At 62.5% G+C, this 21116-nt stretch carries 21 protein-coding genes; 11 read left to right on the top strand and 10 right to left on the bottom strand.

Features of this window, described 5'->3' with window-relative positions; genetic code table 11:
• Window positions 1-289: 289 nt before the first annotated feature.
• Entirely contained in the window at window positions 290-1228 is a 939-nt protein-coding gene (locus tag NKI72_RS18205; RefSeq protein ID WP_352850471.1) for an NAD(P)-dependent oxidoreductase, read from the bottom strand.
• Between the two features lie 145 nt (window positions 1229-1373).
• Here NKI72_RS18205 and NKI72_RS18200 point away from each other — a divergent pair, with 145 nt between their 5' ends.
• Together NKI72_RS18200 and NKI72_RS18195 are read left to right on the top strand one after the other, a co-directional pair.
• Window positions 1374-2270 (top strand): NAD-dependent epimerase/dehydratase family protein, encoded by an 897-nt coding sequence (locus NKI72_RS18200; protein WP_352850469.1) that lies wholly within the window; start codon window positions 1374-1376, stop codon window positions 2268-2270.
• A gap of 1222 nt (window positions 2271-3492) precedes the next feature.
• Window positions 3493-3984 carry a GNAT family N-acetyltransferase gene (locus tag NKI72_RS18195; RefSeq protein ID WP_352850468.1) on the top strand — a complete coding sequence of 164 codons (492 nt, stop codon included), beginning with the start codon at window positions 3493-3495 and terminating at the stop codon, window positions 3982-3984.
• Between the two features lie 167 nt (window positions 3985-4151).
• On the opposite strand, the gene NKI72_RS18190 is transcribed toward NKI72_RS18195, so the two are convergent.
• Window positions 4152-4640, bottom strand: a complete 489-nt coding sequence (locus tag NKI72_RS18190) for a nucleoside deaminase (RefSeq protein ID WP_352850467.1) — start codon at window positions 4638-4640, stop codon at window positions 4152-4154.
• Between the two features lie 382 nt (window positions 4641-5022).
• Here NKI72_RS18190 and NKI72_RS18185 point away from each other — a divergent pair, with 382 nt between their 5' ends.
• Window positions 5023-5181 (top strand): hypothetical protein, encoded by a 159-nt coding sequence (locus tag NKI72_RS18185; RefSeq protein ID WP_352850466.1) that lies wholly within the window; start codon window positions 5023-5025, stop codon window positions 5179-5181.
• A 348-nt stretch (window positions 5182-5529) separates the two neighbouring features.
• On the opposite strand, the gene NKI72_RS18180 is transcribed toward NKI72_RS18185, so the two are convergent.
• A complete protein-coding gene (locus NKI72_RS18180; RefSeq protein ID WP_352850464.1) occupies window positions 5530-6387 on the bottom strand; it encodes an EamA family transporter in 858 nt (285 codons plus the stop codon).
• Window positions 6384-6998, bottom strand: a complete 615-nt coding sequence (locus NKI72_RS18175; RefSeq protein ID WP_352850462.1) for a nitroreductase family protein — start codon at window positions 6996-6998, stop codon at window positions 6384-6386. The genes NKI72_RS18180 and NKI72_RS18175 overlap by 4 nt, the downstream gene beginning before the upstream one ends.
• A 110-nt stretch (window positions 6999-7108) precedes the next feature.
• On the opposite strand from NKI72_RS18175, the gene NKI72_RS18170 reads away from it, so the two are divergent.
• The 6 genes from NKI72_RS18170 (at window position 7109) to NKI72_RS18145 (ending at window position 13121) form a co-directional block, all read left to right on the top strand.
• Window positions 7109-8110 carry a LysR family transcriptional regulator gene (locus NKI72_RS18170; RefSeq protein WP_352850460.1) on the top strand — a complete coding sequence of 334 codons (1002 nt, stop codon included), beginning with the start codon at window positions 7109-7111 and terminating at the stop codon, window positions 8108-8110.
• Between the two features lie 30 nt (window positions 8111-8140).
• Window positions 8141-8914 carry a FadR/GntR family transcriptional regulator gene (locus NKI72_RS18165; RefSeq protein ID WP_352850458.1) on the top strand — a complete coding sequence of 258 codons (774 nt, stop codon included), beginning with the start codon at window positions 8141-8143 and terminating at the stop codon, window positions 8912-8914.
• Window positions 8915-9121: 207 nt separating this feature from the next.
• Entirely contained in the window at window positions 9122-10114 is a 993-nt protein-coding gene (locus NKI72_RS18160; RefSeq protein WP_352542459.1) for a substrate-binding domain-containing protein, read from the top strand.
• Window positions 10115-10239: 125 nt separating this feature from the next.
• Window positions 10240-11373 carry an ABC transporter permease gene (locus NKI72_RS18155; protein WP_352850456.1) on the top strand — a complete coding sequence of 378 codons (1134 nt, stop codon included), beginning with the start codon at window positions 10240-10242 and terminating at the stop codon, window positions 11371-11373.
• The gene (locus tag NKI72_RS18150) at window positions 11370-12221 is read left to right on the top strand and encodes an ATP-binding cassette domain-containing protein (protein ID WP_352542457.1); all 852 of its coding nucleotides are present in this window, start codon (window positions 11370-11372) and stop codon (window positions 12219-12221) included. The genes NKI72_RS18155 and NKI72_RS18150 overlap by 4 nt, the downstream gene beginning before the upstream one ends.
• 30 nt (window positions 12222-12251) lie before the next feature.
• Window positions 12252-13121 (top strand): polysaccharide deacetylase family protein, encoded by an 870-nt coding sequence (locus tag NKI72_RS18145; protein WP_352771351.1) that lies wholly within the window; start codon window positions 12252-12254, stop codon window positions 13119-13121.
• Between the two features lie 12 nt (window positions 13122-13133).
• Here NKI72_RS18145 and NKI72_RS18140 read toward each other — a convergent pair whose 3' ends face one another.
• From NKI72_RS18140 to NKI72_RS18120, 5 genes are all read right to left on the bottom strand, one after another.
• Window positions 13134-14228, bottom strand: a complete 1095-nt coding sequence (locus tag NKI72_RS18140; RefSeq protein WP_352850454.1) for a Gfo/Idh/MocA family protein — start codon at window positions 14226-14228, stop codon at window positions 13134-13136.
• A 32-nt stretch (window positions 14229-14260) separates the two neighbouring features.
• A complete protein-coding gene (locus NKI72_RS18135; protein ID WP_352850473.1) occupies window positions 14261-15073 on the bottom strand; it encodes an ATP-binding cassette domain-containing protein in 813 nt (270 codons plus the stop codon).
• A gap of 32 nt (window positions 15074-15105) precedes the next feature.
• Window positions 15106-16221 carry an ABC transporter permease gene (locus NKI72_RS18130; protein WP_352456268.1) on the bottom strand — a complete coding sequence of 372 codons (1116 nt, stop codon included), beginning with the start codon at window positions 16219-16221 and terminating at the stop codon, window positions 15106-15108.
• Between the two features lie 148 nt (window positions 16222-16369).
• The gene (locus NKI72_RS18125; RefSeq protein ID WP_023675817.1) at window positions 16370-17338 is read right to left on the bottom strand and encodes a rhizopine catabolism ABC transporter substrate-binding protein; all 969 of its coding nucleotides are present in this window, start codon (window positions 17336-17338) and stop codon (window positions 16370-16372) included.
• A 67-nt stretch (window positions 17339-17405) separates the two neighbouring features.
• The gene (locus NKI72_RS18120) at window positions 17406-18380 is read right to left on the bottom strand and encodes a polysaccharide deacetylase family protein (RefSeq protein WP_352850452.1); all 975 of its coding nucleotides are present in this window, start codon (window positions 18378-18380) and stop codon (window positions 17406-17408) included.
• Between the two features lie 362 nt (window positions 18381-18742).
• On the opposite strand from NKI72_RS18120, the gene NKI72_RS18115 reads away from it, so the two are divergent.
• Window positions 18743-19987 carry a DegT/DnrJ/EryC1/StrS family aminotransferase gene (locus tag NKI72_RS18115; protein WP_352850451.1) on the top strand — a complete coding sequence of 415 codons (1245 nt, stop codon included), beginning with the start codon at window positions 18743-18745 and terminating at the stop codon, window positions 19985-19987.
• A 169-nt stretch (window positions 19988-20156) separates the two neighbouring features.
• A complete protein-coding gene (locus NKI72_RS18110; RefSeq protein WP_352542451.1) occupies window positions 20157-20600 on the top strand; it encodes an SRPBCC family protein in 444 nt (147 codons plus the stop codon).
• Window positions 20601-20631: 31 nt separating this feature from the next.
• Here the strand turns inward: NKI72_RS18110 and NKI72_RS18105 are convergent, their stop codons facing one another.
• Window positions 20632-20997 (bottom strand): GFA family protein, encoded by a 366-nt coding sequence (locus NKI72_RS18105; protein WP_352850449.1) that lies wholly within the window; start codon window positions 20995-20997, stop codon window positions 20632-20634.
• Window positions 20998-21116 lie beyond the last annotated feature (119 nt).

Below are 21116 nucleotides of genomic sequence, written 5' to 3'. Positions count from 1 at the left end.
TGGGGTGGACGGCGCCCGACGGCATCGGATGTGCCAGAATGAGTTCGTTGAGATCTCAAACAAGGGAGCCGTCCGTGGAACACCTTATCCGTATTGGCATGGATACGTCCAAGAGTGTTTTTCAGCTGGATCCCAGGGTCTGCGCGACGTCGCTTCGCTCCTGCTCCGCCCTGGGATGACGAAGGTGTGGTGTCATATGCTAATCGCCAGCGTTGGAGATTGGCGGATGTAGCTGGTCGGCAGCGAACGTTTGCAGTTGCGACACTCCCAGGCGTTAATCCCAACGTTCTCAGATCGTCTGCTTCTTGCCATCCCTGGTCGGCATCAGGTCGACGCCGTTGACCTTGCCGATATGCGTCGCCAGCATCGGCACGTACTGATCGGCGGGGCCGGTGGCAAAGGCGCCGGCGAAGGCGTTCTTGGTGGCGTTGCCGAGCGGGTTGGCGATGCCGGCAGCACCCGCCATGGACTCGAGATAGGTGAGATCCTTGAAGGCGTTGGCGATGGTGAATTTGTGCGCGTCGCGGTCGCCTTCCAGCGTCCAGCGCATGAAGGTCTGGTAGAAGCCGCAATCCATGCGGCCGTTGCGGATGACGCTGTCGAAGCGCGGCGGCGAGATGCCGACCTTCTGCGCCAGCGCCAGCGCCTCGGAATAGATCGCGGCGTAGCCGAGCGAGATGAAATTGTTGAGCAGCTTCATGCGATGGCCGTCACCGGTATCGCCGATATGGACGATGCGCCCAGCCCAGGTTTCGAGCACCGGCTTCAGCCGGGCAAAGACCGCATCGGGGGCGCCGACCATGGCATCGAGCGTGCCTTCCCACGCTTCCTTCGGCGTGCGGCTGAGCGGGGCATCGACATAATCGACGCCGAGCGCCTTGAGTTCGGCGGCCAGCGCCACCGTTGAGACAGGATCCGAGGTCGAGCAGTCGACGGCGACCGATCCCGGGTTCAGGCCTTCCTTGAGGCCGTCTGGGCCGCGGATGATGGCTTCGACCTCGCGCGAGCCGGTGACGCAGATGAAGACGATATCGGATGCCGCGGCGACGTCGCGCGAGGTCGCCGCTTCCTTGGCGCCGCGGCCGAGCAGGTCTTCCGCCGGTGCGCGGTTCTTGCGGCCGAGAAACGTCAACGGATAGCCCTTGTCGACGATGTTCTTCGCTATGCCGTGCCCCATCAGGCCCAGCCCGATGAAGCCGATCTTTTCGCTCGCGGCGGTAGTGTTCATGTCGTTTCGTCCTATTTGCAGTGATGGATGACGGCGCTGCAGCTTGCCGGCGAATTGTTGAAGCGGGTTTTTGCCGCATGCCGTGGCAGGCGATTGCAGAGTTCGATATTGTCTGACAATACACGTGAATTCCAGGGAGAGCAAAATGACGAAGCGGATCATGTTCACCGGCGGCAGCGGCAAGGCCGGGCGCCACGTCGTGCAGTATCTGGTCGAGCAGGGCTGCCAGGTGCTCAACATCGACACCAAGCCGCTCGACAATCCCAAGGTGCGCACGCTGATCACCGACATCACCGACAGCGGGCAGGTGTTCAACGCGCTGTCGAGCTATATCGGCCTTCATGAATTCGATCCGTCGCTGCGTTCGCAGCCGGTCGATGCCGTGGTGCATTTCGCGGCGATCCCGCGCATCATGATCACGCCCGACAACGAGGTGTTCCGCATCAACGCGCTCGGCACCTACAATGTCATCGAGGCCGCGGTGAAGCTCGGTATCCGCAAGGTGGTGATCGCATCCAGCGAGACGACCTACGGCCTGGTCTTCGCCAACGAACCGCGCGATCCGACGCATTTTCCGCTCGACGAGGAGTACGACGTCGATCCGATGGACAGCTACGCGCTGTCCAAGGTCGTCAACGAGAAGACCGCGCGGGCGTTTGCACAACGCGATGGCTCCGACATCTATGCCTTGCGCATCGGCAACGTCATCGAGCCGCATGAATATTCGCTGTTTCCGAAATGGTTCGCCGATCCAGGTTTCCGCAAGCGCATCGCCTGGAGCTATATCGACGCGCGCGACCTCGGCCAGATCACGCTGCGCGCCATCGAGAAGGACGGGCTCGGTTATCAGGTGTTCAACGCCGCCAACGACGACACCTCGTCCGATCTGCCGACAGCCGAACTGCTGAAGCGGTTTTATCCCGATGTGCCGGTCAAGGGCGACCTTGGCGAATACGAGACGCTGCTCTCCAACCGCAAGGCGCGCGACATGCTCGGCTTCCGGCCGGAGCACAGCTGGCGGAAATACGTCAAGACGAGCTGACGGGCGCAGCAGACGCGATGGCGGTGCGCAATGGGTTGGCATCATAGCCCTTGTCGGCGAGCACCATGGCACCCTCGGGCAAAATCCTTGATCAAGTCCGCTGTGGAGGCGATGTCGCTCTTCTGGCCTGCCGGAATGGACGATCTTTGCGGGATGATGGACGCCGTTGCGCCTAAGCCGGGCAAGCATGGGCCGTATCAGAAGCGAATCGCCTAACCGGACTATCTTGCTAAGTCGGCATCGTTGACCTATCTAGGCTCTAGCGCTCCCGTCACCTTCATGCCAATATTTGGAACTACAGGGGCGCGGGTGAGTTGGGCTGGGTGGCTAGACCACAGCAAGGTAATGGCGCATTAACCGCCGTGGCCTAAAAGGAACAAAGCCCCTAGGGAGCATGCGATGGTTGCCGTTTTAGAACGCATCCTCCACTCGGTCGCGAGTTGGGGACGCGCATCGCGCAGTCCGAGTCAGCCGGTCATCAGCCCCAGAGGTGAACCCACTCCTGAGGTTTACCGGATTGGCGAGTATTACGCTGATTACAGCGCGCTCACCGATGCGGAGTTAGCTGCGTCTGATCCAGAAGCGGATGCACTCATTGCGCGCAGCAGAGTAGTTTCCTCTAAGCGCTTGTGATAGCCACCCCTTATGGGGTGGACGTTCCTTCAAATCGACACGCTGCCAGACCCAGGCAACATTGTTTGGTGCAGATTTCCTATTCGTGAGCGACCAGGTCAACCTGGGCCGTGGTCGCGTCCTTCACTTGTCCTTGGGAGCGATATCCACGAGGACCCTCAAACGAACACACGATTTGGCAGTGTGCTAGTTTGCTATGGCACCGATTTGCAAAAGATAGGGAAAAGGCTCCACTTCCCGATCGCAACCAAGGCCCGCGCAACCGAAATTGGGCTACACAAGCCGACTGCTTTCGGACTAAATGGCGGCAACGTTAAGCGCCTTATTTGGTGCTCGGAATTCTTCGTTCCTCCCGACTATATACGGAATCAGCGGCTGGCCATCGGTCAACTGAACGATGCTGAGCGAGCAAGTTTGCGCGACCTTTTGGCAAAGGCCTAAATTTCAAACTGAGACACTATCCCCGGCCGTGCCTTAGGTTTGTCCCATCATCATGACGATCTTGTGCTAACTTCAAAGCGGATTGCACTGGACCTGCGGAAGAATGCCGAGGATCAGCCTGGACCATCGGTTGGCGACACGTGCCGATATGCCGACGCTGGCTGTGCTGATGAATGCAGCCATCGGCGAGCTTCAGAAGCCGTTCCTCACCGAGGAGCAGATCGCTTCGAGCCGAGCAATCATGGGGCTCGATACGCAACTCGTTGATGATGGAACATATTTCATTGTGGAGCAGAATGGCGTCTTGGCCGGTTGCGGCGGATGGAGTCGGCGCGCAACCCTCTACGGCGGCGACCGTTCACCCGGGCGCGATGCAGCTCTGCTTGACCCGACGAAAGACGCTGCGCGCGTGCGTGCCATGTATACGCATCCCAGCTTCATCCGCCGAGGCGTGGGGCGTCTAATCCTCACGCTGTGCGAGGACGCTGCCCGCGGCGAGGGCTTCACAAGTGTCGAGCTTATGGGAACGAGGGCCGGCGAACCGCTCTATCGGGCCTGCGGCTTTGAGGCGGTTGAAGAAGTCGTCGACAACAGAGGCGGAGCGGGCGTGCCACTGTTGCGGATGAGGAAGGCGTTGTGAATGATCGGCGGGCTCGCATAGCCAGTATCGCGATTCGTCATTGGTCTCCCTTTGGAGACCGTGAATCACGAAAACCGCTGCCAACGCCATCTCCCTTGTGGGTCCGGACGCTAGGTCGTAGTCCACCTCGGCAGTCGCTTCTGCCTCTGAATCAACGAGTCCTGACCCTACTTGTCCTTCCAGAATTCGGCCTGGAGTTGCGCCGCTTCATCGGCAAGCAGCGGGCCGACGACTTCAGTCGGACGCTGCCCGGCTTCGAAGACGATCCTGCAGGGCAGGTCGAGCGTGGGATTCTCGACATGTGCGCCCGTCAACCGCTTGAGGTCGTGTTCGCTCTGCCCAAAGACGACCCGTCCGATGCCCGCCCAATAGATTGTCCCGGAGCACATCGCGCAAGGTTCGGCCGAAGTGTAGAGTGTGCAGGAGGCGAGCTTTTCGAGACTGAAATTCATCCCCGCCCACGAGGCCAGCAGCCTTTCGGCATGAGCGGTGCGGTCGCCGCCGCCGGCTTTGTAAGCGTTGGGCTGCTCGCGCAACACATTGCCGTCCTTGTCGGCGAGCAGCGAACCAAAGGGATGGTCGCCAGCATCGCGGGCCTTGCGCGCGACTTCGAACGCCTGACGGAGCAGCCGCTCATCATAAGGGCGTTGTGGCATCGGCAGACCCTCCGTCAGCTGCAGCGGGGTCTTTGCCGTCGTCAATCACTTCGTCGGCTTCCTCGCCTGTCGCAATGCGCATGACATGGACTGCGTTGCCGATCACATCGGCGGGGCGCTTCTGGCCTCTAGGACCGGTTGGCATAGGCTGGCTTCCCAAGTGTCCGGGCATCATTCATGCAGTCGGCCTTTATAGCCTCATAGTCCGGGCCCTGCCGTTCAACCGAGCGTCCGTCATAATGGCGACCGCTAAATCGGTACATGCCAGCTGAGATCTCGCCAGAGGTAAACGTCCAACCTTCCAATGCGTCTTGATTGTGATCGCTCACGATTGCTCCCATGCTTTCCGGTAAGCATACAGGAGCTCAGCCCGATATGGGAAATGCAGATTGCATTCGTCAAATTTCAAACTGAGACACTACCGGCCGCTGGCGTCACTGGCAAGCTTTGGGAAATCAGTGATATCGTTGCGCTGATCCAAGCCAAAGAGGCAGAGAAGCCTATGGTTCGCGGCCAAAAAGCAGGGAGTGAGGACATTTGAAGTACGAGTGGGCGAACAATCCTCACTTGTTCATTCCAATAACAGCATGTGTCGTTGTCTTGGCCCTGAGTTTCGCAGCCATGTTCGTCGCACTCCTAAGCATAATTCTGCGCACCGATTTCTATGGGTCAATCGATGAGCAGAACCTTCCATGGGGCGAACGACTGGGGAAGCGAGACGCAAGGCTTCGTGCTGGATTTTGGTCAGCGCGCTTCCTGATACCGCGCCGGGTGATTGCATATGGTGCTGTTGTGTTCTTCTGCAGCTTCGGTGCGGTTGAGCTTATTTTAACCGTCTTCGGCCATCCGTCTTGATCGAATTTTCAAACTGACCCACTCCCGCCCAGGCTCAAGCCTCGTTGCGGCTAGGGCGTTGAGCCAGCCAGATGCTGCCGATGACGAAAACGACGCCGGCGATTTGAGGCAAGGTCAGTGTCTGATCCAGGAATACCCATCCAAGCAGCACGGCGGTCACCGGGCTGAGGAAAAGCAGCGATGACACCACCGAAGATTCGAGTCGCGCAATGCCCCGGAACCAGAGGACATAAGTCAGCGCCGCACCGATCAGGCCGAGCCACACCAGTCCAAGCAGGTTGGCCGCGGTCGGGAACGGGATGGGTGGTTCGAAAAGCAGGACCACCGGAACGAGAAGGAGACCACCGGCGGTCAGTTGCCATGCCGTAAAGGCGAGCAGCGATGCTGGCGGCTGCCACTTGCGGCTCAACACGCTTCCGAAGGCCATTGAGGCCGCCCCGGCGAGGCCGGCGGCAACGCCGACCGCATCGAGCGTCGCGTTCGGGGTCAGCACCAGCAATGCAACACCGGCGATCCCGACAAGGGCGGCGAGGATCGCCAACCGGCGGACAGGGCTGGCAAGCAGGGCAGCAGCGAGGAAAATCACAATCAATGGCTGGACCGACAGCACGGTCGCCGCGACCCCGCCCGGAAGCCGGTAGGCGGCGACAAACAACATGCTCAGGAAGATCGAGATGTTGAGGGCTCCGAGGACGAAACTGCGCAGCCACCAGATGCCCATCGGCAGTTGCCGAACGATCGCCAGCAGCAGCAATCCGGCGGGCAGGGCTCGCAGCATTGCGACCGTCATCGGCGAGAAGTTCAGCAGGAACTGCGTGGTCACGATATAGGTGCTGCCCCATATCGCGGGTGCGATGGCTGTAAGCAGCAGATCGGAACGGTGCGTTTTCATAAGATTTCCAGAACTTCGGCAAGAGGGCGGCGCGGCTTTTGCGGCCAGTTTCCGGGCGCGGCGCGGCCGACCGCGATGAGCATCACCGGCACTTCATTGCGCGCAAGGCCAAACTCGCGGGCCACGCCTTCGGCATCGAAGCCGGCCATCGGACCGGAGACGAGGCCCAGCGCTTCGGCCGCGAAAATCAGCGTTGCAGCGCCAAGCGTTGCCGAGCGCACGGCTTCGTCGCGGGCCGCTAGAGGATCGGCATATTGGGTGCGGGCGCCCTCCCGCCAGCACGAAGCCATATCCGCCGGCATGAAGCCGGCTTCGACGAACGGACGGAGCCTGGCATTGAGGGCAGCGTGGTCGGGCAGTACGCCGCAGATGATGAAGGTGACGGCTGCCTCCTGCACCTTGGCCTGGCCATGGGCGAGGCTGCGCAATCGTGCCTTTGCTTCCGGCGTCCGCACCGCGATGAACCGCCAATTCTGAAGGTTGTAGGCGCTTGGCGCGCGCGTTGCGAGACGTGCCAGCTCCTCGATCTCGGCGTCCGTCAATTCGTGCGAGGCATCGAACCGATTGGCCGACATGCGCCGCTCGATAAGGGCAATTGCGGGGTTGGTCATCATGTCATTCCGAAACTGAGAAAGTCGTTCGGGAAGCAGATAGAGAATTTACCAAGGAGCGATAATATGCAACAATTGCAAGACATTATTTACTGGAAGAGAATGGTGCGATGGATCGCCTGACGGCGTTGCAGGTTTTCCGCCAGGTGGCGGAACTGAACAGCTTTGCCGAAGCCGGACGGCGGCTCGGTCTCTCGGCTCCCGCGGTCAGCAAGAACATCGCCGAACTGGAGGCGCATCTGGGGGTGCGGCTCATCAACCGGACAACGCGGCGCATGGCGCTGACCGAAGAGGGCAGGATCTACCTGGAGCATGTCACGCAGGGGCTCGATGCGCTGGCCAGGGCCGACCAGGTGCTCGGCCCGATCAAGACGGCGCCGAGCGGCACGTTGCGGGTCAGCGCGCCGATGACTGTCACGTTGACGCGGCTTTCGGCTGCCATCCCCGCGTTTCTATCGCGCTATCCCGATTTGAAACTCGATCTGCATCTTGACGACAGGCGCGTCGATATCGTGCGGGAGGGATTTGACCTGGCCATTCGCGGCAGCGACAATCTCGAGGATTCCAGCCTGGTCGCCCGAAAGCTTGCGGTTATGCCGCACGTGCTTTGCGCAGCTCCGTCTTATTTCGAGGAGCATGGCCGGCCCAAGACGCCTGCCGATTTGAAGGCGGCCAATTGCATCCGGTTCAGCCTCTCGGGGCATGCGGACATATGGGAGTTCCGCAAGGACGGCCGCGCCGAGCGGATCGCCATCGACGGACGATATACGGTCTCGTCAAGCCTTGCCGTGCGCGATGCGTTGCGTGCCGGCTTCGGCGTCAGCCTGATCCCTTATCCCTATGTCGAGAGCGACCTGAAAGCAGGCCGGCTGCAATCGGCTCTGGATGACTGGGACAAGGTCGAAACCACGCTCTACGCGGTCTATCCGGCGCGGCAGCATCTCGCCCCGAAAATCCGCGTCTTCCTTGATTTCCTGATCGAGGAATTCAGTCGGGACAAAGAGAAGCCGTTGGTGCCTCCCCGGCGTGAACGCTCGGCAAAGCGCGGTGTCGGCGAGGCGACGGATGCGGAAAATCAAACTGAGATATTGCCGTCGATTTCATCTCCTTGACACGCCTTCAAATCCGGACTTTGTGGAGCTATGCAGGACGCGAAGCCGAATAAGGGAAAGACAGCGGCCGAGGCGTTCGCCGAACGCACGAGCGGTATTCGCCGGGTCGATGCGGCGCGCATACCGGGGTCGAGCGTGCATGCGTCGCTAGCCAACGAAATCGGGCTGAGGATCGTGCGCGGCGACTATCCGCCGGGAACCATCCTGCCCAACGAAGCCAAATGGTCCGAGACTTTCGACGTCAGCCGCTCGGCGGTGCGCGAGGCCATAAAAATGCTGATGGCGAAGAGCCTGCTGTCGTCACGTCCCAAAATCGGCAGCTGGGTCGAGCCGAAGGAACGCTGGAACCTGCTCGATCGCGACGTGCTGGCCTGGTACGCGACCTCGCCGGACCGCGAGGTGTTCCTCAGGACCGTGCAGGAGTTCCGCCACATCATCGAGCCGGAGGCAAGCGCTTTTGCCGCGATGCGGCGCACCGACGAGCAGATGGCCGAGATCAGCCAGGCCTGCCGCGAGATGGGTGAGGCGACCAACCTGCAGGAGCGGACGCGCGCCGACACGCGTTTTCATCTCGCCATCCTGCGGGCCTCGGGCAACGATCTGCTGGTGCCGCTCGGCGTGCTGATCGAATCGGCATTCGATCATCTATTTGCTTATACCACGCGGGAACTCGACGATTTGCAGCATGCGCAGAGGCTGCATGAGGCAATCGAGAAGAGCATCCGCCTGCAGCGGCCGGACGCGGCGCGCAATGCGGTGCGCAAGCTGCTGGCCAATACCGACAGCGTCATCAAGTCCAGGTAGCCGCCGCCACACATTCAAACAGTCGGATTGTGTCGGTGCGGCCGCCGATGGTGCGCGCTTGACCAATGTTTGCCGGCGAGGTTTCGGCACGAATGGTTCCCGTCAATCGATACGAAATGGGTCTGTTTGACGAACCGGCTGCCGATTAGCTTCCAGATGCGCAAGTCGCTTGGGTCGACCTTAACAACAAGCATAGGGGAAATCGGCATGAGCATGAAAAATGGGCTATCGAAAATTGGCTTCCACGTCAGCCGGGTTGTCGCCATTTCGGCGGTGGCCTTGCTGCCGGTCTTCGGCGCAGCGGCCATGGCGCAGGACAAGGATATCTCGATCTACTTTGTCGGCTGTGCCGCACCGACGGGCTTTCATGGCTATCTGGCACGCGGCGCCGAGGAGGCCGGCAAAAACCTCGGCGTGAAGGTCACCTATATTTTCCCGGATCAGCTTACCATTCCAAACCAGGTGCAGAAGATCGAGGAGGCGATCGCCGCCCAGGCCAACGGCATCGCCATCTGCGCCTTCGCCGAGGATTCGTCCTATGCCGATGTCGCCGCGCGCGCCAAGGAAGCCGGCATTGCCTTCGGCAGCGCCGCCGCGCCGCCGTCCGGCTCGCAAGTGCGCGATCCCAACGATTTCTTCCTGTTCCGCACCGGATCTGATGAAGCGGCGGCGGGCAAGTTGACGGCGCAGCGACTGGTCTCGATGGGCGTCAAGGGCCGCGTCGTGGTCGCCAATCAACAGCCGGGCGACGCGAGCTGCCAGCTCAGGGCGACGTCGCAGATCGATGAGCTCAAGAAGGCCGGCATCGAGGCCGACTTCCTCGAACTGACCATGGATCCGGGCCAGCAGGCGGAAGCGCTGTCAAATTACCTGCGCGTGCACCCCGATACGGCCGCAGCCACGAGCACATGCGACGTGATCGACGGTTTCCTCTCCGCCAAGGCAGACAGCGGCCGGGACGACCTGGTGCTCACCGGCTACGACATCGTCGCGCAATCGCTCGATGCGATAAAGGATGGCCGGCAGGCGTTCACCATCGACCAGCAGCAGTTCTGGCGCGGCTACATGCCTGTGCTGCTCCTGACCCACTACCTGAAATACGGCCTGATCGAAGGTAACTACTTCCTGACCGGTCCGACGGTCGTCGACAAGGACAATGTGGAGCGCGTCTCGGCATTGGTGAAGGAGGGCTATCGCTGATGCACGCCGCCCAAAAGTCCATCAGTGGTTTTTGGACGACAGCAAAAACCTAGCACGCGTCCAGGACGGGCGGCCAAGCCGCCCGTTCGCCATCTTCGTGGCCACTCTTGTATCGGGGTGACGGCATGAACGAACAGCCCGGGCCGAATGCGGCCAACAAGCCTTCCTCCCGTGTGGTCGCCGGCGAGGCGCTGAGACGGCTGATGCTGCGGCCGGAGGCGACGTCGATCGCGGCCGTCGTCATCCTGTTCCTGGTCTTCACCGCGCTCAGCCCGCAGCTTTTCCCCACCAGGCTGTCCTACATCAGCATCATGGCCGTCGCGGCCGAACTCGGTATCGTCAGCGTCGGCGTCACGCTGCTGATGATCGGCGGTCACTTCGACTTGTCGGTGGGCGCGGTGCTCGGACTCACCTCGTTCGTCTGCGTGGTGCTGATGCGCGACTTCGGCCTGCCACCGATCGTCGCCGCGCCGGTCGCGGTGGCCGTCGGAGCCGCGCTTGGCTGGGCCAACGGCATGATCGTGGTCAGGTTCCGCATCCATTCCTTCGTCGTGACGCTCGGCACCATGCTGATCTGGCGCGGCATACTGATCGCGCTGACCGGCGGCTTTCCGATGACGGTCGCCATTCCGCCTGGATTCAAGGCCATAATGGCGGGTCCGCTGCTTGCCGGCTTTCGTATGTCGATGCTGTGGTTCCTGGCAATCGGGCTGGCAGGCACCTTCCTGCTGGCGCGCACCAGGTTCGGCAACTGGATCCAGGCACGTGGCCAAAACGAACAGGCGGCGCGCAATCTCGGCGTACCGGTGGACCGCGTCACCGTCATCCTGTTCATGATCACATCCGCGCTAGCAGCCATCGCCGGCGTCATCCAGGTTGCCCGCTTTTCCTCCGTCGACGCATTGCGCGGCGAGGGCATCGAACTGCAGGCGGTAGCCGTTACAGTTATCGGCGGGACGCTGCTGGCCGGCGGCTACGGCAGCGTCATCGGCACCATTCTCGGAGCCGTCACCTTCGGCATGATCCAGGTCGGCCTGGTGCTGGCAGGCGCTCCCGGCCATTTCTTCCGCACGCTCACCGGCGTCATTGTCGTCGGCGCGGTCATCCTCAATACCTCGGTGGCGCGCCGCATCGCCAAATCCAGGCCGATGGGCGGCTTCAAGCGCGACAGCAGTGCTGCCGACGCGGCGATTGCCGGCAACGCCGCACCGGCGGAGATACGGCCCGCCGGCAGCCTGGCGAAGGAGAAGACGCGATGAGCGAGCCGTCTGGCCTGGATGCCCAGCGCGGGGCCCGGCTGCCGGCCGGCAGCGGCTCCGACGACCTGACCCTTCGCCGCCCTCCGGTCGAGCCGGTCGCTGCCGGCGCGGTGCCGGTGATCGAGGCTGTCAACCTGTCGAAAGGGTTCGGCGCCACCACCGCGCTGGTCGACGTGTCGCTAAGCGCCTATGCCGGACGCATCCTGGCGCTGCTCGGCGACAACGGCGCCGGCAAATCGACCTTGATCAAGATCCTGTCCGGCGTCTTCCCGCCGGACAGGGGAGAATTGCGCTTCAACGGCGAGAAGGTGGCTTTCGCCAACCCCGCTCAGGCGCGCGAACGCGGCATTGCCACGGTGTTCCAGGACCTTGCCGTCTGCGAATTGCTGTCGGTCACACGCAATGTCGTGCTCGGCCGCGAACCGCTGAAAGGTTTCGGGCCGTTCAAATGGCTCGATATGAAACGCGCCGACGACATGGCGCGCTCGGCGCTGCATCAGCTCGGGGTGCGCTGGGAACGCGGTCTCGACGAACGCGGCGTCAACATCTCCGGCGGCGAACGCCAGTCCCTGGCAATCGCAAGAGCCATGTTCTTCGGATCGTCGCTGCTTGTGCTGGATGAGCCTACGTCGGCTCTGGCCGTGCGTCAGGCAGGCCGGGTGCTCGAGCACATTCTCAGGGCACGCGAGCAGGGCCAGGCGGTCATCCTGATCACCCACAATTTCCGTCACGCGCTCTCGGTGGCCGACGATCTGGTGGTTCTGGCGCAGGGGCGCGTGGCGGGCCGGTTCCGGCGTGACGAGATCGAGCTCGACGAATTGACCGACCTCGTTGCCCGTGTCGGGTGAGATGACAATGCAGCAGTTCAGGAGCAGGAAATGACCGTAAAGACCGCAAGGAAGCGTGTCGTCATCCACGAGGACGACGTCGGCATGAGCCATGGCGCAAATGTCGCGTTTTTCGAACTGTCGAAGTTCGGCACATGCAGTTCCGGTTCGGTGATGGCGCCATGCCCGTGGTTCCCGGAAGCCGCTCAGATCGCCGTCGCCAATCCCGATTTCGACCTCGGCGTGCACTTGACGCTGACCAGCGAGCAGAAGCCGTATCGCTGGCGTCCGCTGACCAACCCGCCCAAATCGGCTGCGATGACTGACGAGTTCGGCTATTTCTGGCCGACCGTACCGCAGGCGCGCAAAGCCCATCCCGATGCGGTGGAAGCGGAACTGCGTGCGCAGATCGAATGCGCCATCGCTGCCGGCATCGACATCACCCATCTCGACGCTCACATGGGCACGGCGCAGATGCCGGAATTCATCGCCATCTATCGCAAGCTCGGTCGGGAATACCGGCTGCCGGCGCTGCTGGTGAAGGACCTGTCGGGCTACAACCCGGCGAGCTATGCCGGTGAGCTGGACATTGCCCGCTACGATGCCGAAATCGTAAGGGCGCAAGCGGCAGGCGAACCGGTGTTCGACATCGTTCTGGAAACGCCCTGGGCGCGCAAGACGGATGCGCAGACGGCCTACCACGCGATGTTTGCCAGAATCCCGGAGGGGTTGAGTTTCCTGTCGCTGCATTTCAACACGGTAGGCGATTTCGAGGCGATCAATCCTCCGGATGCCCATCTGCGGACCGAGGAATACGCGTTGTTCAAGACGGCGCGCGTCAAGGCGTGGATCAGCGAGTTCGACATCGAAGTGATCGGCATGCGCGGCATGCGTGATGAACTGCGCGCCGCCAAGATCTGAAAGCCGACGATCTTATGAGGCCAGATGCCGCCGGGTCAGCCCGATCAGCAGCGCCTGGTCGCGGGCGGCGTGTTCGGGTGGGTTGACGACCGCATCGCCATTGACGATCGCTGCCCAGAAGCCACGCATCTCTTCGACGAAGGCTTCGGCGTAACCGGCACGCAAATCTTTCTTCGACAGCGTGTGACCGTCCGAGGTCGTCACCGTCAGCCGGGTCGGATGATGGTTGAGCCAGGGCGAGGGGAATTCGAGCTCGAGGCTGGCATCGTCGAAGAACAGCGTGATCCGCTCCTTGTAGTCGGCGAGCTTGGGCACGGTGAGATGCGTCATGGTCCACAGTGCCTGCCCGTCCAGCAGCCTGACGGCGCCGTGGCCGCCGTCGCCATTGGCAAAGATCTGCGCGCCGACGACCTCGCCGTCCGGCATGCCGAGCGCATCGAGCAGGCCATGGACGGCATTGACATCGTGAATCAAGGCCGAGCTGTAAGCGCCGGTAAATCCACGGAAAGCGAGATCGGTCAGATGCACGCCGACGGCCTCTTCGACCTGGCGCTTCTGCTTGGCGGCGACAGTGGCGACCATGTCTTTTGGGATATCGGTACCGCGCCTGTAGGGCTGATGGGCGATGAACGGCCAGGCGTCGGGATCGTTTACCTCCACCGAGACCGCGCGCAGCGTGCTCGATGTTCCAGGCAGCGAAGCGAGCGCCAGCCGGTAATTCGGATCAAAGCGCTTCATATAGCCGACCTGAACGATTTTCCTGGCGGCATCGCGCGCGGCGATGATCCCGGCGATTTCCGCCAGCGAATAGCAGAGCGGCTTTTCGCAAAAGACATGCAGGCCGCGCGCCAGCGCCGCCAGCACCTGTTCGTGATGTAGCGGGTCCGGCGAGCCGATGACCACCGCGTCGAGGCGTTGGTCGAAGAGCTGGTCGATCGTTTCGAAATTGGCAATGCCATGGGTGTCGGTGACGAACTGCCGCGAAATCCTGGAGGGATCGGCGACGCCGACCAGCTCGAACAATTCACCGAGGCGCAGCAGATTGGGGATATGCTCGACCTGCGAGACCATGCCGGCGCCGACGACCCCGACGCGTAACCTGCTCATTGGATCATTCCCCGTAATGTCCGATTGTCTGCTCAAGGCGCCGCAGGCGACCGGTTGCCGATCTGTGCGAGCAGGCCGGCAATCTCCGCCTCGACCGCCTTCAGATCCTCGCCGCCCGACATGATCGAGATGACCTCGTCGCGCGAAATCTCCGACTTGGCATAGGTGCCGCGATTGCGGCCGCGGTTGAGCAGCGTGAAGGTGTCGCCGACCGGATAGGCATGGTGGATGTTGTGGCTGATGAAGATCACGGCCAGGCCCCGCATGCGTGCTTCGATGATGAATTTCAGCACCATCGCCGCCTGGTGGACGCCGAGTGCGGAAGTCGGCTCGTCGAGGATCAGCACGCGCGCGCCAAAATGCACGGCGCGGGCGATCGCCACCGACTGGCGCTCGCCGCCCGACAGCGTGCCGACGGCCTGCGTCGGATCGCGCACGTCAATGCCGATATCGGCCATCGCCTGCCTGGCGATGGTGTTGGCGCGCTCCTTGTCGATGCGCGAGAAGGGCAGGCTGCTTTTGGTCGGCTCGCGGCCGAGGAAGAAGTTGCGGGTGATCGACATTAGCGAGATCATGCCGAGGTCCTGGAACACCGTTGCCACGCCGAGCTCCTGCGCGTCGCGCGGGCTGCGGAAGGTGACCGGCTTGCCGTCGACCAGGATTTCGCCCTTGCTCGGTCGATAGACGCCGGACAAAACCTTGATCAGCGTCGACTTGCCGGCGCCGTTATCGCCGAGCAGGCAGTGGACCTCGCCCGGATAGACTTTGATGTCGATGTTCTGGAGGGCGCGCACCGAGCCGAAATTGACGCTGACGCCGCGCAGTTCCATCGCGGGTTCGGTCATTTGGGCCGGTTCGGTCATTTGGGCCGGCTCGGTCATTTGCCACCTCCGCGGCCGAGCGCCTTCAGCCTGATGTAGTTGTTGACCAGCACGGCCATCAGGATGACGATGCCGAGGAAGACCTTGAACCAGTCGGTGTCGATGCCGGTGTAGAAGATGCCCATCTGCACCAGCCCGAAGATCAGCGCGCCGAACAGCACGCCATAGACGGTGCCGTAGCCGCCGGTGAGGAGCACGCCGCCGATGACGGCGGCGATGATCGCCTCGAATTCCTTGAGCAGGCCGCGCGTGGTGTCGGCGGAGCCCGCCTCCATCACCTGGATGGTGGCAAGCAGCGTCGCCGCGCAGGCGGTGTAGACGAACAGGCTGATCTTGACGCGATCGACCGGCACGCCGACGTTGCGGGCTGCGATCAGGTCGCCGCCGGTGGCGAAGATCCAGTTGCCGTATTTCGTCTGGGTAAGCACGTAGCCGGCCAGCGCCGTCAGGCCGAGCCACCAGACGATCGACATCGGAATGCCGGCGACGAAGGGAATGCCGTCGCTGCGGGTGGCTATCCAGCCTTGAGCGCCCATCCAGTGGAACAGGCCGGTGAGCAGATGGCCGTTGAAAATGCCGGCCGTCGCCGGGTCCGGCGCGCCTTCGAGTATGTAGGGGATCTGCGTGCGGCCGGTGACGGCGCGGGTGATGCCGATCGACAGTCCGCGCAGGATATAGAGGGTGGCGAGCGTGACGATGAAGGAGGGCAGGCGCGTCTTCACCACGATCAGGCCGTTGAGATAGCCGGTGAGGATGGCAACGGCGAAGGCACAGGCGATGCCGCCCCATAGCGGCAGGCCCCAGTACTTCACCGTCAGGCCGATGACGACACCGGCAAAGCCGACCATGGAGCCGACCGAAAGATCGAACTCGCCGGCGATGATGAGGAGTGCTGCCGCGGTGGCGACGATGCCGAGCTCCGCCGACAGCGTCAGGAAGGTCATCGATCCCTGCAGCGAATAGAGGTTTGCCGCGCCCGGCAGCAGCGCAAAGATGATGATCGTCGCAAGCAGCCCACCGGCGGCACCGGCTTCCGGCCGGCGCAGCCACTGGGTCAGCTTGCCGGTGCTGGCCAGCCGCTCGTCGGCGCCGGCGGCCCGCTTCGACGTCATGCCGAAGCGGTCGGTCGCCTTCAGTTCGCCCGGAGATATAGCCTTGTCTTCCACGACCGCCATTAGGCTCTCCAATCGCTCAATTCGCAATCTTCGAACGGATCGGGAGTGCGCTTGGCGCATTCTCCCGTTCCGTCGGAGCGCTTGCCTAGCGGATGCCCTCTTTGGCGAGCGCCAGGATCGCCTTGGCTTTTTCCGGCGAGTCGATGAACAGCGGTCCGGTATAGGCGTTGTTCTGCGGCCAAAAGCCGTGCGTCGCTTGCTCGACCAGATAGATCACCGGCAGATAGCCCATCAGATATTGCTGGGCATCCATGCCGAAGCCCATTTCGCCGGCGACGACAGAGTCGAGGACCTCCGGGCTGATGTCGAATGTGTAGAGCTTGAGCTTGCCGAACAGTTCCTTGTCGCGGAACATCGGGATCAGCGGGTTGGCGGCGGTGGCGCCGAGCGCAAAGACGGCCTGCGTGTCGGGATGCGCGGACAGATAGGCTTCCGTGCGGCGCTGGATGTCTGCGGGATCGGGCGCCACGGCCAGAACCTCGGTGCCGCCGCCGGAGGGCTTCAGCCCGTCATTGAGGCCCTGGCAGCGCTGGTCGAGGCTGACATTGCCGACCTCGTGGTTGATACAGACGACCTTGAGCGTGCCTTCCTTGGCCAGCCGCTCGCCGGCCTTCTTGCCGGAATCATATTCGGAAACGGTGCCGACATAGAGCGTCGTGCCGAGCTCGGCGCCTTCCTTTTCGCCGGAATCCAGAACCACCATGGGAATATTGGCGGCAAGCCCGGATTTGACCGATTTGCCGAGCGCATTGGCGTCGGCGATGGAGACGGCGATACCGTCCGGCTTGGTGGCGATAGCGGCGTCGAGAAGCCGGGCCTGCTCGACCACGTCGAAGACCTGCGGTGCGTAATATTCGACCTTGGCGCCGGTAAGGGCGGCCGCGTCATCGACGCCGCGCTTGACCACCGACCAATAGGGATCGGACGCCGACCCATGCACCACGAAGGTGATGCGGACGTCCTTCGGATCCTTGAGGCCCGCGGCATGCGCAATACCTGTCATCAGGCCCGCCGAAACGAAGGCGCCCAATGCCACTTTCAGAAGAGTTTTCATCTTATTCTCCCATTTGTCGTTGCAGTTCCAATCCCTCTGGCGCCGTTTTCCGGCCGCGACGATCGGCTCACGTCGCGGATCGGGTGGCCGCTTTGCGGGCCTTTGCCGACGCCAATCGCTGCTCGCCCGTGGTGTTGCCGCGGGTTGTTGTTGATGATCGCCCCGCCGAGAGCGCTGCGCGAAGCTCCTCGCGCAACGGCTTCATGCCGATGACGTCGATCGGCTGTGCGGCGAGCCAGTCGCGAAAGCCCTGGTCGCGGAACAGCTCGTACTCTTCGGTGCGGATGTAGGCGGAGCGCGGCTCGATCAGCTCGAGTTCACCGGGCGCGTTGCAATGCAGGCAAAAGAAGGTCAGGCCGTCGCGCACACCGTCGATGAGCGCTTTGTAAGCCGGCTCGATCGGCCTGGAACGCGGCCGGCCCCAGGTCGTCTGGATGGCGGCGTCGAAAATGGCAAAGCCGCCGGCACGGGCCAGCGCCACGCCGCGCTGGAACGCCTCCTCGGTGACGCCGACCAGATTGTCGTTGGGGGAATAGGCGGACAGCGTCTTGGTCAGCAGCACCGGCAGCTGATATTCGAGCCCGAGCTTGATGTAGATGTTGCAGAATTCCGGCGACAATGCCGCTCCCATATGCGCGTCGAGATGGGTGACGTCGATGCCGGCGCGATAGGCGGTGTCGATCTGGGCGCGAAGCTCGGCCTCGACCGCCTGCGGCACCGCCTTGCGGCGCGTGGTCGCCACATCGGGCCAGAAGAAGCCGAACTCGTCGGTCAGGCCGGCCGCCCGCGACGGCGCGGTCAACGGCCGCCATTTGTAGTGCTGCTTCTCGCTGTTCAGCGTCAGGTGGACGCCAAGGTCGAGGGCAGGGTTGGCGGCGGCGCTTTCGGCCATTTCGAGAAACCACGGGCATGGCACCATCACCGCGCCGGAACTGCAGACGCCCAGCCCGCTCAATTCGAGGAAGGCGCTGTTGGCGCCGTGGCACATGCCGACATCGTCCTCGTGGAGTACGATCCGTTTGATGGAGCCGGCGGCGTTCACGAACGGCCGCCTTTCCGCCGGCACGCCGGTTTCGAGGGTCTTCCAAAGTGTGTCCCGTATTTCATGGAACCAACCGTTTGCCCAACTGGCCGGAATGGAACGCCGAAACCTGCCTTTCCGACAGGGCCACTTTGGCGAATTCGGATGGGTACAATTTGCCTGCCGGCTGAGACACTTAGCTGCCGATTCCCCCAATCACGGTTCAAAACCAGTCACAGGAACCGTCTTCCCGGCGCAGATGGCTTGGTCGAATAGCGGCGGAGTGGTTCTTTCAAACCGTGCCGACAAGCCTACAGCTGTCCACACCATCAAGCGACCACATTATCAAGTGACCCACACTATCAAGTGACTGGAGGCCTGTCATGTACATCGCCGGCGAAGAGGAAATCGAAGCCATTGCCAGGGTGATCCGCTCGGGCGCGCTGTTTCGTTACGGCAGGGACAGCGAATGCGACCGTTTCGAGGCCCGCTATGCGCAGCATCTTGGCGTCGAGCATTTCGCGCTGGCCGCCAGCGGCACCTATGGGCTCGCCGCCGGCCTGATCGGCCTCGGCATCGGCCCGGGGGACGAAGTGCTGGTGCCCGCGCACACCTATATGGCGACCGCGACCGCGGTGCTGTCGGTCGGGGCCATTCCTGTCATCGTCGACATCGACGAGAGCCTGACCATCGATCCCATCGCCCTGCGCGATGCCATCGGGCCGCGCACCAGGGCGGTCATCCCGGTGCATATGTGGGGCGCGGCCTGCAACATGAATGCGATCATGGACATTGCTGCCAAGCGCGGCTTGCTGGTGCTGGAGGATGTCTGCCAAGGCATCGGCGGCGGCTATGAGGGCCGCAAGCTCGGCTCGATCGGCCATGCCGGCGCCTATTCCTTCAACTACTTCAAGAACATGACCTCGGGCGAGGGCGGCGGTATCGCCACCAGCGACCCGAAAGTGGCGGAACGGGCGCGCTGCGCAATCGACCCTTGCCATTTCTACTGGCAGGGCAGAAGCGACAGCATCAAACCCTTCGCCGGCATCGGCGCGCGTGCTTCCGAACTGATGGGGGCGATGCTCAACGTCCAACTCGACCGGCTGGACGGCATCATCGAGGCGATGCGAGCCGAGAAGAAGACGGTGCTGGCCGGTACCCACCACCTTAGCAATCTTGGGCTGACGCCGTCGCCGATGAACAGCGCGGACGACGATTGTGCCGCACAGGTGATGTACCTGCTGCCGAGCGAGCAGGCGGCGCAGACTTTTTCGAAGACCATTCCGAGCGTCCTTGCCGGCAAGACCGGCCGTCACAATTTCACCCAGTGGGACCAGGTGCTGATGCATGAAGGGGCGCATCACCCGGCGCTCAATCCTTACGCACTGCCCGAGAACCAGGGCCTGCGGCTGGATTATCCCGACGACCTCGGCAAGCGCTCGCTCGACATCCTCAACCGCACCGTGATGGTCGCCATGAACCCGGCGCACAGCGATACCGACATTCAGGACATTATCCACAACATCGACGCGGCGGCGCGGGTGGCGCTGGAGAATGCTTCGCTCGATGATATCGAATTGCGCAAGGCGGCACCGGTTGATCTGCAGAAGTTCGACAGTGTGAACTAGACCAGATCCGGCGCGGTTTGCTACCCTGCGGTCGAGTTCCTTGTCCGGTGGCCGGCCGAGGATTCCGGCCGGCATAACCGGCCGCCAAAAAATCCGCGGGCCCGTGTCGGATAGGCCGGGCTCCGCTCGTCCTAGGGGGCATCGATCACCAACACGGAGGATTAACGATATGCCCGGCACCGTACGGCTGCACCGCGTTCTGACAACCAGCCCGGAGAAAGTCTACCGCGCGTTCCTTGAAGCGGATGCACTTGCGAAATGGCTTCCGCCGAACGGCTTCACCTGCACGGTTCATCACTTCGAGGCGAAAGTCGGCGGTGCGTTCAAAATGTCCTTCCGCAACTTCACCACCGGCGACAGCCACTCGTTCGGCGGCGAATATGTCGAGCTCGTGCCCAATGAGCGACTGCGTTACACCGACCGGTTCGACGACCCCAACCTGGCCGGCGAGATCGAGGTGACCGTGACATTGAAGAAAGTGTCGGTCGGCACCGAAGTGAATATCACGCAGGCAGGTATCCCAGACGCCATCCCGGTTGAGGCCTGCTATCTCGGCTGGCAGGAGTCGCTGCGAAATCTGGCGAAGCTCGTTGAACCCGAGATCAACCAGTAAGGTAAAGCGCTGCGCTGGCGGGTTGGCGTCGCTAACCGGAAACCCAGGGATGACGCCGTTCTTCCCACCCAACATGCGCCGGGGCCGGAAAGGCGGGATCGGCGAAGCAGCCGACCGCGACGGCGATCCATTCAGGCTTTCGCTCGGGCTCCCAGAAGACGCTCGAGCCGCAGCCCGGGCAGAAATGGAAAGTGACGTGGTGGCCGCTCCGAGCTGACCGCCTGTAGGTCCTGGCGTCGCCTCTGGCTTCTACCTTGTCGCGCGCAAAGAAGGAGGCGACGCCGTATGTGCTGCCGGTCCGTTTCTGGCAGTCGAGGCAGTGGCACTGTGCGACCAGCTGTGGCTCTCCGTTACAGGAGATCCTCAGTTGCCCGCAGGCACAGGATGCGGTTCTCATGGCAATCCTCATGGTTCAGATGAATGCGCCGCCAGCCCATACCGGCGGTGGGCATGCTTCTGGTTTTCGGGGAGGTTCGGCCTTGGGAAGCGCGCTTTGCGCGAACGCCGAAAAACAAG

It is taken from the genome of Mesorhizobium sp. M0437 (assembly GCF_040321335.1).
Classification (GTDB): Bacteria; Pseudomonadota; Alphaproteobacteria; order Rhizobiales; family Rhizobiaceae; genus Mesorhizobium.
The sequence above is the reverse complement of the archived record's forward strand: the minus strand, read 5'-3'. Positions and strand labels throughout refer to the sequence as shown.